This window comes from Streptomyces tanashiensis (genome assembly GCF_014648895.1).
In the GTDB taxonomy this organism is placed as follows: domain Bacteria; phylum Actinomycetota; class Actinomycetes; order Streptomycetales; family Streptomycetaceae; genus Streptomyces; species Streptomyces tanashiensis.
Genome location: NZ_BMRZ01000003.1, coordinates 574547 through 586772, shown reverse-complemented (window position 1 = coordinate 586772; position 12226 = coordinate 574547). Strand labels below are relative to the sequence as shown.

The window sequence follows — 12226 nt, the reverse complement described above, 5'->3', positions numbered from 1 at the left end:
CCCCGACATTACCGACCGGTCGGGGTGCCGGGGGCGTCCGTGTGCTACCAGCGGGCCGGGGGCGGGGCCGTCAGCCGGTCCGCGAGACCGGAGAGCCGGTCCCGGAGGCGGCGGCTCCCGCGCGGCGCCGGCAGGCTGTTCTCCCCGGCCGCCGCGCTCACCAGGTGCTGCACCGTGTCCAGGTCGACCTCGGCGCCCTCCGCCACGGTGAGCGTCTCGTGCGCGAGGCCCCGCACCTCCTCGTCGCCGCCGTCGAGCGAGAGCACCGTCGCCCCGGCGCGCCGGGCGTCGTGCACCCGCTGGAGCAGCCCCGCGCCGGGCCGCTCGGGCGTCACCATGAGCAGGGTCGCGCCGCGCCCGGCGGTCTCCAGGCGGCCGAGGCCGACCGCCAGGTGCGCCGGGGCGTCCGGCCGCACCCGGTGCCGCACCAGCGTGGGCGCCAGCTCGGGGAGCCCCGACCAGGCGGACTCGTCGACCAGGTGTGCCGCCAGGTGCCAGGGCTCGTACTCCTCGGTGCCCACGAGGAGCAGTCCGCCCCGGTGCGGCACGACCGAGGAGCGGAGCGCACCCGCGAACCGGCGGGCCGCCCCCGGCCACTCCGTCCCGGCGAGCACTTCCCGCAGCAACGCGACCCGTACGGCATCCATGGGCCCGCATCCTGCCCGAGCCGGGGCCCGCGCGCGGCCGATCGGGGAGGTTCCACCCGTACGGGAGCGACGGCTCCGCCCCGGCCCCGCACCGTGCACGGGACCGGTAATTCGGTTGCTCCCTGCATCCGTCGGACGGAGCATGACCCCTCGTGTCCTCCCCTCCTTCCTCCCTCCTCGCCAGGCTCTCGGGCCTGCTGCCCGATCTCGCGCCCTGGCGTTCGTCCGGCGACTTCCGGCTGCTGTGGGTGCAGGGTCTCGTCACGTACTTCGGCAGCGCGATGGCGATGATCGCCCTGCCCCTGCAGATCAAGGAGCTGACGGACTCGCCCCTGGCGGTCGGCGCGATGGGTGCGGTCGAGCTGGTGCCGCTCGTGGTGTTCGGCCTGTACGGCGGTGCGCTCGCGGACGCGGTGGACCGGCGGAAGGTGATCCTGCGGACGGAGGCGGGGCTCGGGCTGCTCGCCCTGCTCCTGCTGCTCAACGCGCTGCTCCCGGACCCGATGCTCTGGCCGCTGTACGTGGTCGCGGCGGGGGTGTCGGCGCTCGCGGGGCTCCAGCGTCCGGCGCTCGACTCGCTGCTCGCCCGGATCGTGCCGCACGACCAGCAGACGGCCGCCGCCGCGCTGAACTCGCTGCGCTGGCAGATCGGCTCGATCGCGGGTCCGGCCGTCGCGGGCCTCGTGGTGGCGTACGCGGGTCACGCGCCCGCGTACGGCGTGACGATCGCGTGCTTCGCGGTCTCGGTCCTGATGTGCCGCCGTCTCTCCCCCGCGCCGCCCGCGCACGACGCGGAGAAGCCCTCGCTGCGGGGCATCGCGGAGGGGGCGCGGTACGCCTGGTCGCGGCCGGTGCTGCTCGGCACGTACGTGATCGACCTGGCGGCGATGTTCTTCGCCTTCCCGAACACGATCTTCCCGTTCCTCGCGGACGAGCTGGACGCGGACTGGTCGCTCGGTCTGATGTACGCGGCGGGCTCGGTCGGCTCGCTCGTCCTGGGCCTGACCAGCGGCTGGACGTCGAAGGTGCGCCGGCACGGACTCCTGGTGGCCGGGGGCGCGGCCGGCTGGGGTCTGGCGATCGCGGCGGCCGGCTGGTTCGGGAACGTCTGGCTGGTGCTGCTGTGCCTGGCCTTCGCGGGCGCCGGCGACATGCTGAGCGGTCTCGGCCGCTCCACGATCTGGAACCAGACGATCCCGGAGGAGCTGCGCGGCCGGCTCGCCGGCATCGAGGTGCTCTCGTACAGCGTGGGCCCGCAGCTGGGCCAGGTCCGGGCGGGCGCGATGGCCGGCTGGACCGGCACGCGCGCGGCCGTCTGGACGGGCGGCGTGGCGTGCGTCGCCTCGGCGGGGCTGCTCTGTCTGGCGCTGCCGAAGCTCCTCACGTACGACTCCGCCACGGACGAGGACTCGCTGCGCCGCAAGGCCCAGCAGGAGGCCGCCCTGGAGGAGGCCGCCCGGCGTGAGGCGGCCGGGACCGTCTGAGCGGTCCCGGCGGCCTCCGCGCGGTCATTCGTCCGGCGTCTTGTCCTTCCCGGCGGCGTCGTGCCAGCGGGGGTCGGTCTCCCACTCCAGGTTCCGGTCGCGGGCGGTCTCCATGGCGTGGGAGGCCTCCTCACGGCTGGTGTACGGGCCGAAGCGGTTCTTCGCCGGGCACTCGGGGCCCTCCTCGACCTTCTTGTGCTCCAGGCAGTAGTACCACTCGCCCGGTTTGCCCACCGTGCGCTTCTTGAACAGGGCCATCGTCGTCGGCTCCTTCCTCCGAGACCATGCTGCCCCAGACCCGGTCGTTAGACTCGCTGGCATGTCTGGCCAGTCGCTTCTCGTACCGGGGGAGCTCTCCCCCCACCGCTCCGTTCCGGGCTCCATCCGCCGCCCCGAGTACGTCGGGAAGCCCGCCCCGACCCCGTACACGGGGCCCGAGGTGCAGGATTCCGACACCATCGAACGGATGCGGATCGCCGGCCGCATCGCCGCGCAGGCGATGGAGGAGGCCGCCAAGCACATCGCTCCGGGTGTCACCACCGACGAGCTCGACCGGGTCGCGCACGAGTACATGTGCGACCACGGCGCCTACCCGTCCACGCTGGGCTACCGCGGCTTCCCGAAGTCGCTGTGCGCCTCGATCAACGAGGTCATCTGCCACGGCATCCCGGACTCCACCGTCCTGCGGGACGGCGACATCGTGAACCTGGACGTCACCGCGTTCATCAACGGCGTCCACGGCGACAACAACGCCACCTACCTCTGCGGCGACGTCGACGAGGAGTCGCGACTGCTCGTCGAGCGCACCCGGGAGTCCCTCAACCGGGCCATCAAGGCGGTGAAGCCGGGCCGCCAGATCAACATCATCGGGCGGGTCATCGAGTCGTACGCCAAGCGCTTCGGCTACGGGGTCGTGCGCGACTTCACCGGGCACGGCATCAACTCGTCGTTCCACTCCGGCCTGATCGTCCCGCACTACGACTCGCCCCACCACACCACCGAGATCAAGACCGGCATGACGTTCACGATCGAGCCGATGCTGACGCTCGGCACCCACGACTACGACATGTGGGACGACGGCTGGACCGTGGTGACCAAGGACCGGAAGCGGACGGCGCAGTTCGAGCACACGCTCGTGGTGACCGAGAACGGGGCCGAAATCCTTACGTTGCCCTGACCCGCCGAGTGGGTAGCTTTTTACCGACAGGACGTCGGGAACCAGTTGACTTAGGTATGCCTAAGTTGGCAGGATCGTCACTGGTTCCCGTCCCATCGGTCTCGGAGGCACGCCTTGGACACGCCCTTCTCGACGCTCATCCGTACGGCCTCGCACGAGCAGCACACGGAGGCGGAGACCTCGTCCTTCATGGGCGACCTGCTGGGCGGACGTCTGGCGGTCGACGCGTACGCGCGCTACACGGAGCAGCTCTGGTTCGTGTACCGGGCCCTGGAGGAGGGCGCGGAGGCGCTGCGCGAGGACCCGGTCGCCGGACCCTTCATACAGCCCGAGCTGTTCCGCACGGCCGCCCTGGAGCAGGACCTCGCCCATCTGCGCGGCGCGGACTGGCGTGCCGGGGTCTCCCCGCTGCCCGCCACCGTCGCCTACGCCGAGCGGGTCGCCGAGTGCGCCCGCGACTGGCCGGCCGGCTATGTGGCCCACCACTACACGCGCTACCTCGGCGACCTCTCGGGCGGCCAGATCATCCGCGACAAGGCGGAGCGGACCTGGGGCTTCGACCGCAAGGGTGACGGCGTCCGCTTCTACGTCTTCGACGAGATCTCCAACCCGGCCGCGTTCAAGCGGGCGTACCGGGAGCTGCTCGACGGCGTGAACGCCGACGACCTGGAGAAGCAGCGGATCGTCGACGAGTGCAAGCGGGCCTTCGACTTCAACAGCGCGGTCTTCCGGGAGCTGGGCGGGGAGTACCCCCTCAGCGCGTGACCGGTCGGCGTGCGACCGGTCAGCGTGCGACCGGTCAGCGCGTCATCGTTCCTTCCAGGCGGACGCGTCCGCCGAGTTCCACGATGCCGTCAGGGCCGGGGGCAGTGAGCAGCTGCGAACCCCGGCCCTGCGTGATGTTCAGAGCCCGTCCCAGCTCCGCCGTGAGCAGCAGCGCCGCCGCACCGGTCGCCTCGTCCTCGTCGATCCCGTCGCCCCGGCCCGGGAAGGCCCGCGCCCTGATCCGGCCCGCGGCCTCCTCCTCCCAGGCCCAGGCGTAGATCCACTCCCCCGGCTCGGGCACCTCCAGGGCCTCCACCTCGGCGACGGAGCCGTACCGGCGCAGGGTGCGGGGCGGGGCCCACTCGGCGCGCGCCTCGATCCAGGTGAACTCCCCGTCGCCGCGCACCCACACCTCACCGGCCGGCGGGTGGACGACCTCCAGGTCGAGCAGCCAGGCCGCGCCGACGAGCGGGTGTCCGGCGAACGGCAGCCGCAGGCCGGGCGTGTAGATGTCGACGATCCCGCGCTCCGGGTCGTCCACGAACACCGTCTCGCTGAAGCCGAGTTCCTTGGCGAGCGCCTGCCGGGAGGACTCGTCGGGGTGGGTGCGGGCGTCCCGCACGACTCCGAGGCGGTTGCCGTGCCGGCCGTCGCCCGCACAGAAGACCCGGAGGACGTCGATGTCAGTGGCCGTCGTGTTCATGGCGGAATTGAATCACCCGGGAGAAGGCGGCAGGGCCGCACCGCCGCTTCCGGGGTGCGGCCCTGACTGCGGGCAGGACACCGCGCTGACGGCCCGTCTCCTCGCCGCGCCGCTCCTCCTCTCCGTCCTCGCCGGCGCCTCGCCCGGCTGCGCGGGCGCGCCGATGCAGGGCGTGTCCGACGGCGGACCGGCGCGGATCGACGAGTACCAACACGTACCGACCAGTAATCGAAACCGGCACAAAACACCTCCCTTGACCCGCTCTTGACCAATTCATGAGGACTCCATGGAGACCCTGTGACCCGGCTGTGTCCGGTACGCCCGGCCTGAGAGCTGAATCACTGGACGGGTGGGTATCGCTGAGGTAAGCCTCGGTTAAGTTAGGTCCGCCTCAGCCCGTCCCCCGTTCCTGGAGCCCTCATGCGAGCCGTCCGCCTCTCCGTCGTCACCGCCGCCGCGACCGCGGCCGCTCTGACCGCCGTCACGGGCTGCGCCGAGAAAAGCGACGGGAAGGCGGAGGACGGCGCGATCACCGTCGTCGCCAAGGACGACTCCTGCGAGGTGTCGAAGAAGGAGTTCCCGGCCGGGCACGTGAAGCTGGCCGTCGAGAACCGCGGCTCCAAGGTCACCGAGGTCTACGTCCTCTACCCGGACGACCGGATCGTCACCGAGCGCGAGAACATCGGCCCCGGCACCAAGGCCACGCTCACCGCCGAGATCAAGGCCGGCGACTACGCCATCGCCTGCAAGCCCGGCATGAAGGGCGACGGCATCCGTCAGCAGGTCAAGGTCACCGGCAAGGGCGCCGCGAGCGCGAAGCGTTCGCCCGAGATGGACGCGGCCGTCGCCTCCTACCGCCAGTACGTCCAGGCGCAGGCCGACGCCACCCTCCCCAAGGTGAAGGTCTTCACCGACGCCGTCCGCGCCGGTGACATCGAGGCCGCGAAGAAGGCCTACGCCGAGTCCCGCATCGGCTGGGAGCGCACCGAGCCGGTCGCCGAGTCCTTCGGCGACATCGACCCCAAGGTCGACGTCCGCGAGGACGGCCTGGAGGACGGTCAGGACCCGGCGAAGGACTGGACCGGCTGGCACCGCCTGGAGAAGGCCCTCTGGCAGGACAAGAAGATCGGCGACCGCGAGAAGCAGCTCGCCGACCTCCTCGACAAGGACCTCGCCGACTGGGTGAAGCGGGTCGGCAAGGCCGAGATCACCCCGACCTCCATGGCCAACGGCGCCAAGGAGCTCCTGGACGAGGTCGCCAGCGGCAAGGTCACCGGCGAGGAGGAGCGCTACTCCCACACCGACCTCGTCGACTTCAAGGCGAACGTCGAGGGCGCGCAGAAGTCCTTCGAGCTGCTCAAGCCGGTCGCCGCGAAGAACGACGCCAAGCTCGTCGCCGACCTCGACAAGCAGTTCGCCGCCCTGAACACGCTGCTCGACAAGTACCGCACGGACAAGAGCGGCTACGTCTTCACCTCGTACGAGAAGGTCGGCAAGCCCGAGCGCAAGGAGCTGTCCGACGGCGTCAACGCGCTGGCCGAGCCCCTCTCCAAGCTCGCCGCCGCCGTCGTCAAGTAGTCGCCGAAGTCATCAGGGACGGGAACACGGACATGTCCGAGGACACCCAGGAGCAGACCGCGGCCGCCGAGACGGCCGCCCCCTCCCGCCGTACGGTCATCGGCTGGGGCGGTGCCGGGCTCGCGCTCGGTGCCGCCGCGGCCGGCGGCGCCGTCGCGCTGACCCGTGACGGCGACACCGCCGTCCCGGTCGCCGACAGCGGCGGGGCCGTGCCCTTCCACGGCGCGCACCAGGCGGGCATCGCCACCGCCGTGCAGGACCGGCTGCACTTCGCCTCCTTCGACGTGAAGACGAAGGACCGCGCGGAGCTGATCCAGCTCCTCAAGGACTGGACGCGGGCCGCCGAGCGGATGACGGCCGGCGCCGAGGTCGGCGAGGGCGCCTACGGCGGCCTGCCGGAGGCCCCGCCGGACGACACGGGCGAGGCCCTCGGCCTCAAGCCCTCCCGCCTCACCCTCACCATCGGCTTCGGCCCCTCGCTCTTCGACGGGCGCTTCGGGCTGAAGGACAAGCGGCCCGGGGCCCTGGTGGACCTTCCCAAGTTCCCGGGCGACAACCTGGACCCGGCCCGCAGCGGCGGCGACATCTGCGTGCAGGCCTGCGCCGACGACCCGCAGGTCGCCGTGCACGCCATCCGCAACCTCGCGCGGATCGGCTTCGGCAAGGTCGCGGTGCGCTGGTCCCAGCTGGGCTTCGGCAAGACGTCCTCGACGACCCCGGACGCCCAGACCCCGCGCAACCTCTTCGGCTTCAAGGACGGCACCCGCAACATCGCGGGCACCGAGACCGAGCGGCTCGCGAAGCACGTGTGGGTCTCGGGCAGGGACGCCGAGGGCGGCGCGGCCTGGATGGACGGCGGCTCGTACCTCGTCGCCCGCCGCATCCGCATGAACGTCGAGACCTGGGACCGCACTCCGCTCGCCGAGCAGGAGGACATCTTCGGCCGCGACAAGCGCGAGGGCGCTCCGGTCGGCAAGGCCAAGGAGCACGACGCGCCGTTCCTGAAGGCGATGAAGCCGGACTCGCACGTCCGGCTCGCCCACCCGGACAGCAACCACGGGGCGACACTGCTGCGCCGCGGCTACTCGTTCACGGACGGCACGGACGGCCTCGGCCGTCTGGAGGCGGGCCTGTTCTTCCTGGCGTACCAGAAGGACGTCCGTACCGGCTTCATCCCGGTGCAGACCTCGCTGGGGTCCGACGCCCTCAACGAATACATCCAGCACGTGGGTTCGGCGCTGTTCGCGATCCCGCCGGGCGTCCGGGACAAGGACGACTGGTGGGGCCGGGCGCTGTTCTCGTGATCGAGGAGGGGAACCGACGTGTTCGGTAACTATCTGATCGGCCTGCGCGAGGGCCTCGAAGCCAGCCTGGTCGTCTGCATCCTCATCGCGTACCTGGTGAAGACCGGGCGCCGGGACGCGCTGAAGCCGATCTGGATCGGCATCGGCGTGGCCGTCGGCGTGGCCCTGGCGTTCGGCGCGGGCCTGGAGTTCGGCTCCCAGGAGCTGACCTTCGAGGCGCAGGAGCTGCTCGGCGGTTCGCTGTCGATCGTCGCCGTGGTCCTGGTGACCTGGATGGTCTTCTGGATGCGGCGCACGGCGCGGCACCTGAAGGCGGAGCTGCACGGGAAGCTGGACGCGGCGCTGCAGATGGGCACGGGCGCGCTGGTCGCCACCGCCTTCCTGGCGGTGGGCCGCGAGGGCCTGGAGACGGCGCTGTTCGTGTGGGCGTCGGTGCGGGCCTCCTCGGACGGCACGTACGCGCCGCTGGTCGGGGTCCTCCTCGGCCTGCTCACGGCCGTGTTCCTCGGCTGGCTGTTCTACCGGGGCGCGCTGAAGATCAACCTGGCGAAGTTCTTCACCTGGACCGGCGGCATGCTGGTCGTGGTGGCGGCGGGCGTGCTCGCGTACGGCGTGCACGACCTGCAGGAGGCCCGCTTCCTCGGCGGCCTCGCGGACAAGGCCTTCGACATCTCCGCGACGATCCCGCCGGACAGCTGGTACGGCACGCTCCTCAAGGGCGTCTTCAACTTCCAGCCGGATCCGACGGTCCTTCAGGTCACGGTGTGGGCGCTGTATCTGGTCCCGACGCTCGCGCTGTTCCTGGCCCCGATAGGGTCGGGTCCGTCCGTGCGGGTGAAGAAGCAGAAGGCGACCGATGAGAAGGCTGAGGCTGAGGCGAGCGCCGAGACGACCGCTTGAGCGGCTGTCGTTCCTGGTGGACCGCCGACCGGCGAGGTTCCTCGCGGCGACGGCGGCGGCGACCGTCCTGTCGCTGACGGCGAGCGGCTGTGTGACCGTGCACGGCGAGCTGGCGCTGCTGCCGCCGGCGACGAAGGCCGAGGCGGCGCAGGCCCTCTCCGACTTCACGACGGCGTACAACCGGGCCGACAAGGCCTATGACCCGGCCCTGGACGCGGGCCGGGTCACCGGCCCGCTCGGGGAGATCAACCAGGCGGGCCTGCGCGCGCGGTCGATCAACACGCCGGGCGGCAATCCGGACCACAAGCCCCTCACCCTCACGGACGCGCGGTTCGTGCTGCCCCGGAAGGCGGGCTGGCCGCGCTGGTTCGTCGCGGACACCGCGTCCAACCGCGGCTCGGGCGAGGAGCGCTGGCTCCTGGCCTTCGTGCGCAACGGGCCCGAGCAGCTGTGGGAGGTCGCCTACCTCGCGATCCTCCCCCGGGGCGATGTGCCCGAGTTCGCCGAGGAGGAGGGGTACGCGGTGCCGGTCGCCGCGGACAGCGACGCGCTCGCGGTCGCGCCCGGGGACCTGGGCGCGAACTACGTCGCGTTCCTCAAGGACGGGCAGCCGGGGCCGTTCACGCCGGGCACCCACACCACGGAGTGGCGGGCGCAGCGGCAGAAGGCCGCCAAGCGGCCGGGCATGGCCACCCAGTACATCGACCGGGTCACGGACCAGGGGGACTTCGCGCCGCTCGGGCTGCGGACCCGGGACGGCGGCGCGCTCGTCTTCTTCGCGACCCGGTACTTCGAGCGGCAGACGGCGGCGAAGGGCTACCGGCCGAAGGTCGGCGAGGACACCAAGGCGCTGCTGACCGGCGAGATCAAGAACACGGTCACCCGGGAGTGGGTGACCAGCCAGGCGGTCCTGGTGAAGCCGGCGGGCACGGACCGCGGCGGCGTCACGGTCGCGGGCCGGCTCCAGGGCGTGGTGGGCGCGGAGGGCTCGTAGCCCTCCGCCCGGCGGCCCCGGGCGCGGCACGTCGGCGTCCGGCCGGGCTCAGCGCGTGACCGGCGGGCCCGGGCTCAGCGTGTGACCGCCGGCCAGGCAGGCCCAGCGCGTGACCGGCCGGGCAGGCTCAGCGCGTGAACCAGGTGGGCTCAGCGCGTGAGCGGCGAGCCGGGCTCAGCGTGTGAGCGGCCAGGCGATCTCGTGGGCCGTGTGCTCCCCGTCCCCGTCCGCCTCGCGCTCGGCCGCGTGGCGGGCGCAGGCGTCCTGGAGGGTCTCCAGGAGGTTCAGCGGGTCGGGCAGCGGGTGCTCGGGGCCGCGGACCCAGGCGACGACCGGATGGGCGGCCTCGTCCCCGGGGAGCCGGGCCGGCGGGACGAGGACGTAGCTGCCGCGGCAGTGCCAGCGCAGCCCCGGGTGCTCGTCCATGGTCTCCGGGTGGCAGTCCAGCTCACACGGCCACCACTCGTCCTCGTCCTCGGGGGTGCCGCGGGTGGCGGTGAAGAAGAGCATCCGCCCGCCGACCGTGTCGACGTCGGCGGACTCGGCGACGGGTCCGACCTCGACGCCCTCGGCGAGGAGGCGCTCCAGGGCGGCGCGGCCGGCGGCCAGCGGGACGTCGAGGACGTCGTGGACCATGCCGGTGGCGGTGACGAAGTTCGCCTCGGGCTCGTTGCGGGCCCAGCGCTCGATCTGGGCGCGGTCGGTGGTCGACTGCGTCTGCCAGGCGAAGGAGACGGGGTGCCGGGCGGGGGTGGGACAGCCGATCCGCTCACAGGAACAGCTGTAGCCGACGGGGTACGCGGCGGGGGCCAGGGGCAGCCCGGCGGCGGCGACGGCCAGGAGCAGCTTCTCGCGGTCGTTCCCGTCGTCGGCCGCGGTGCGTTTGGGGCGCCTGCGCAGCCACTGTGCGAGTTTGCTCTCCGTGCCGCGGTAGCGGCCGATGCCGTCGCCCATCTATCCCCTCACACCTCATGCTCGCCCGTTCGGCTCTGCCCATGGTCCCACCATCCTGCGCCCCGGGTGACCGGAGTGCGGAACCGGGGGGCTCCGAGCGGTCAGGAGCGGGGGGCGAGGCCGCGCAGCGCCAGGTCGACGAGGGTGTCGGCGTAGGCGTGGGTGAGGGGCAGGGTGCGGTGGATCCAGCGGTGGTGGAGCGGTCCGACGAGGAGTTCGACGGCGACGCGGGGGTCGACGCCCGGGTCGATGTCGCCCTTGGCCTGTGCGGCCTCGATGCGGCGGACGTAGTACTGGAGCTGGGGTTCGAGCAGGGCCTCGGTGAAGCGGGCGCCGAGCTCGGGGTCGACGATCCCCTCGGCGGCGAGGGCGCGGGTGGGGCCGTCGAAGGCGGGGTCGGTCATCTCGTCGACGGTGGCGCGCAGGACGTACTTCAGGTCGGCGGCGAGGTCTCCGGTGTCGGGGATCTCACTGTCGGCGTCGCCGCCCAGCGCTTCGTTGGCGCGGGCGGCGAGGTCGAGGAAGGCGTCGAGGAGGACGGCCGCCTTGGAGGGCCACCAGCGGTAGATGGTCTGCTTGCCGACGCCGGCGCGGGCGGCGATGCCCTCGATGGTGGTCTTCGCGTAGCCGGTCTCGGAGACGAGGGCGAGGGCGGCGTCGAAGATGGCGCGGCGGGAGCGCTCGCTGCGGCGGGAGGCGTCGGGGGCGGCCTTGGTGGGCCTGGTCTCGGACATGACATCAATCTAGCAGCGGGCGAGACGAGACGTCTCGCCACTCGCACGGGCCCGAACCACCCGAACGGTCCACAGCGCGAAGGCCGCCGAGAGCGGACCATGGGGTCCACCGATCACCGACCGCTCTCCGTGAGGAGGCTTCATTGCGCTCCACTCCGCGCACGTCCTCGCCCCGCCGTTACCTGATGTGCCCACCCACGCACTTCACGGTGACGTACTCCATCAACCCCTGGATGGACCCCACGAAACCGGTCGACCTGCCGCTCGCCCTCGCCCAGTGGGAGGACCTGCGCGACCGCTACCGCTCGCTCGGCCACACCGTGGAGCTCCTGACGCCCGACCCTGCGCTGCCGGACATGGTCTTCGCGGCGAACGGCGCGACGGTCGTCGAGGGCCGGGTCCTCGGCGCGAAGTTCGCCCACCCGGAGCGCGCGGCCGAGGCCGCGGCGCACGTGTCCTGGTTCCGCAGGAACGGTTGGGCGGACGACGCCGTGCGGGTCCCGGAGCACGTGAACGAGGGCGAGGGCGACTTCGCCGTCACCGCCTCCTGGATCCTCGCCGGCCGCGGCTTCCGCTCCAGCCCGCTCTCGCACGACGAGGCGCAGGAGTTCTTCGGCCGCCCGGTGATCGGCCTGGAGCTGGTGGACCCGCGCTACTACCACCTGGACACGGCGCTGTGCGTCCTGGACGACGCCCGGGACGAGGTCATGTACTACCCGGACGCCTTCTCCCCCGGCAGCCGCGCGGTGCTCGCCCGGCTCTTCCCGGACGCGCTGATCGCGACCGGCGAGGACGCGGCGGCGCTCGGCCTCAACGCGGTCAGCGACGGCCGGCACGTCCTGCTGCCGCAGGCGGCCGTGGGCCTGTTCGACCCGCTCCGCGCCCGCGGCTTCGAACCGGTCGGCATGGACCTGGGCGAACTCCTCAAGGGCGGCGGCAGCGTGAAGTGCTGCACCCAGGAGCTGCGGCCCTAGGGCCTGTCCGAC

At 72.3% G+C, this 12226-nt stretch carries 13 protein-coding genes; 8 read left to right on the top strand and 5 right to left on the bottom strand.

Translation table 11 applies throughout. From position 1 onward, the window contains the following. Window positions 1-44: 44 nt before the first annotated feature. Entirely contained in the window at window positions 45-647 is a 603-nt protein-coding gene (locus IE237_RS13300; RefSeq protein ID WP_189802105.1) for a hypothetical protein, read from the bottom strand. A 152-nt stretch (window positions 648-799) separates the two neighbouring features. On the opposite strand from IE237_RS13300, the gene IE237_RS13295 reads away from it, so the two are divergent. Further along, window positions 800-2131, top strand: a complete 1332-nt coding sequence (locus tag IE237_RS13295) for an MFS transporter (protein ID WP_189802104.1) — start codon at window positions 800-802, stop codon at window positions 2129-2131. A gap of 24 nt (window positions 2132-2155) precedes the next feature. On the opposite strand, the gene IE237_RS13290 is transcribed toward IE237_RS13295, so the two are convergent. Further along, window positions 2156-2389, bottom strand: coding sequence for a hypothetical protein (locus IE237_RS13290; protein ID WP_189802103.1), 234 nt, complete (start codon window positions 2387-2389; stop codon window positions 2156-2158). Between the two features lie 61 nt (window positions 2390-2450). Here IE237_RS13290 and map point away from each other — a divergent pair, with 61 nt between their 5' ends. Together map and IE237_RS13280 are read left to right on the top strand one after the other, a co-directional pair. Continuing rightward, complete coding sequence (gene map / locus IE237_RS13285) at window positions 2451-3308, top strand: type I methionyl aminopeptidase (protein WP_189802102.1); 858 nt, start codon at window positions 2451-2453, stop codon at window positions 3306-3308. A gap of 114 nt (window positions 3309-3422) precedes the next feature. Continuing rightward, the gene (locus tag IE237_RS13280; protein ID WP_189802101.1) at window positions 3423-4073 is read left to right on the top strand and encodes a biliverdin-producing heme oxygenase; all 651 of its coding nucleotides are present in this window, start codon (window positions 3423-3425) and stop codon (window positions 4071-4073) included. Window positions 4074-4107: 34 nt separating this feature from the next. Here IE237_RS13280 and IE237_RS13275 read toward each other — a convergent pair whose 3' ends face one another. Then, a complete protein-coding gene (locus IE237_RS13275) occupies window positions 4108-4776 on the bottom strand; it encodes a PhzF family phenazine biosynthesis protein (RefSeq protein ID WP_189802100.1) in 669 nt (222 codons plus the stop codon). A gap of 420 nt (window positions 4777-5196) precedes the next feature. Between IE237_RS13275 and efeO the strand changes: the two genes are divergently transcribed. From efeO to IE237_RS13255, 4 genes are read left to right on the top strand one after another with little or no spacing between them, the layout of a single operon-like run. Beyond that, entirely contained in the window at window positions 5197-6354 is a 1158-nt protein-coding gene (gene efeO, locus IE237_RS13270) for an iron uptake system protein EfeO (protein ID WP_189802099.1), read from the top strand. Window positions 6355-6386: 32 nt separating this feature from the next. After that, window positions 6387-7658: an iron uptake transporter deferrochelatase/peroxidase subunit gene (efeB, locus tag IE237_RS13265; protein WP_189802098.1), complete on the top strand. Its 1272-nt coding sequence runs from the start codon at window positions 6387-6389 to the stop codon at window positions 7656-7658. An 18-nt stretch (window positions 7659-7676) separates the two neighbouring features. Continuing rightward, a complete protein-coding gene (gene efeU, locus IE237_RS13260; RefSeq protein ID WP_189802097.1) occupies window positions 7677-8558 on the top strand; it encodes an iron uptake transporter permease EfeU in 882 nt (293 codons plus the stop codon). Further along, complete coding sequence (locus IE237_RS13255) at window positions 8515-9552, top strand: SCO2278 family lipoprotein (protein WP_189802096.1); 1038 nt, start codon at window positions 8515-8517, stop codon at window positions 9550-9552. The genes efeU and IE237_RS13255 overlap by 44 nt, the downstream gene beginning before the upstream one ends. Before the next feature lie 174 nt (window positions 9553-9726). On the opposite strand, the gene IE237_RS13250 is transcribed toward IE237_RS13255, so the two are convergent. Next, a complete protein-coding gene (locus IE237_RS13250; RefSeq protein ID WP_189802095.1) occupies window positions 9727-10506 on the bottom strand; it encodes a bifunctional DNA primase/polymerase in 780 nt (259 codons plus the stop codon). Window positions 10507-10607: 101 nt separating this feature from the next. Then, a complete protein-coding gene (locus tag IE237_RS13245) occupies window positions 10608-11240 on the bottom strand; it encodes a TetR/AcrR family transcriptional regulator (RefSeq protein ID WP_189802094.1) in 633 nt (210 codons plus the stop codon). Window positions 11241-11383: 143 nt separating this feature from the next. Here IE237_RS13245 and ddaH point away from each other — a divergent pair, with 143 nt between their 5' ends. Beyond that, window positions 11384-12214 carry a dimethylargininase gene (gene ddaH, locus IE237_RS13240; RefSeq protein ID WP_368858565.1) on the top strand — a complete coding sequence of 277 codons (831 nt, stop codon included), beginning with the start codon at window positions 11384-11386 and terminating at the stop codon, window positions 12212-12214. The last annotated feature ends 12 nt before the right edge of the window (window positions 12215-12226 follow it).

Bases quoted from the DNA above. Each gene is read 5' to 3' on its own strand.
- IE237_RS13290 (WP_189802103.1), bottom strand. From the start codon at position 2,389: ATGGCCCTGTTCAAGAAGCGCACGGTGGGCAAACCGGGCGAGTGGTAC.
- IE237_RS13250 (WP_189802095.1), bottom strand. From the start codon at position 10,506: ATGGGCGACGGCATCGGCCGCTACCGCGGCACGGAGAGCAAACTCGCA.
- map (WP_189802102.1), top strand. From the start codon at position 2,451: ATGTCTGGCCAGTCGCTTCTCGTACCGGGGGAGCTCTCCCCCCACCGC.
- IE237_RS13255 (WP_189802096.1), top strand. From the start codon at position 8,515: ATGAGAAGGCTGAGGCTGAGGCGAGCGCCGAGACGACCGCTTGAGCGG.
- IE237_RS13300 (WP_189802105.1), bottom strand. From the start codon at position 647: ATGGATGCCGTACGGGTCGCGTTGCTGCGGGAAGTGCTCGCCGGGACG.
- efeO (WP_189802099.1), top strand. From the start codon at position 5,197: ATGCGAGCCGTCCGCCTCTCCGTCGTCACCGCCGCCGCGACCGCGGCC.
- IE237_RS13275 (WP_189802100.1), bottom strand. From the start codon at position 4,776: ATGAACACGACGGCCACTGACATCGACGTCCTCCGGGTCTTCTGTGCG.
- efeB (WP_189802098.1), top strand. From the start codon at position 6,387: ATGTCCGAGGACACCCAGGAGCAGACCGCGGCCGCCGAGACGGCCGCC.
- IE237_RS13245 (WP_189802094.1), bottom strand. From the start codon at position 11,240: ATGTCCGAGACCAGGCCCACCAAGGCCGCCCCCGACGCCTCCCGCCGC.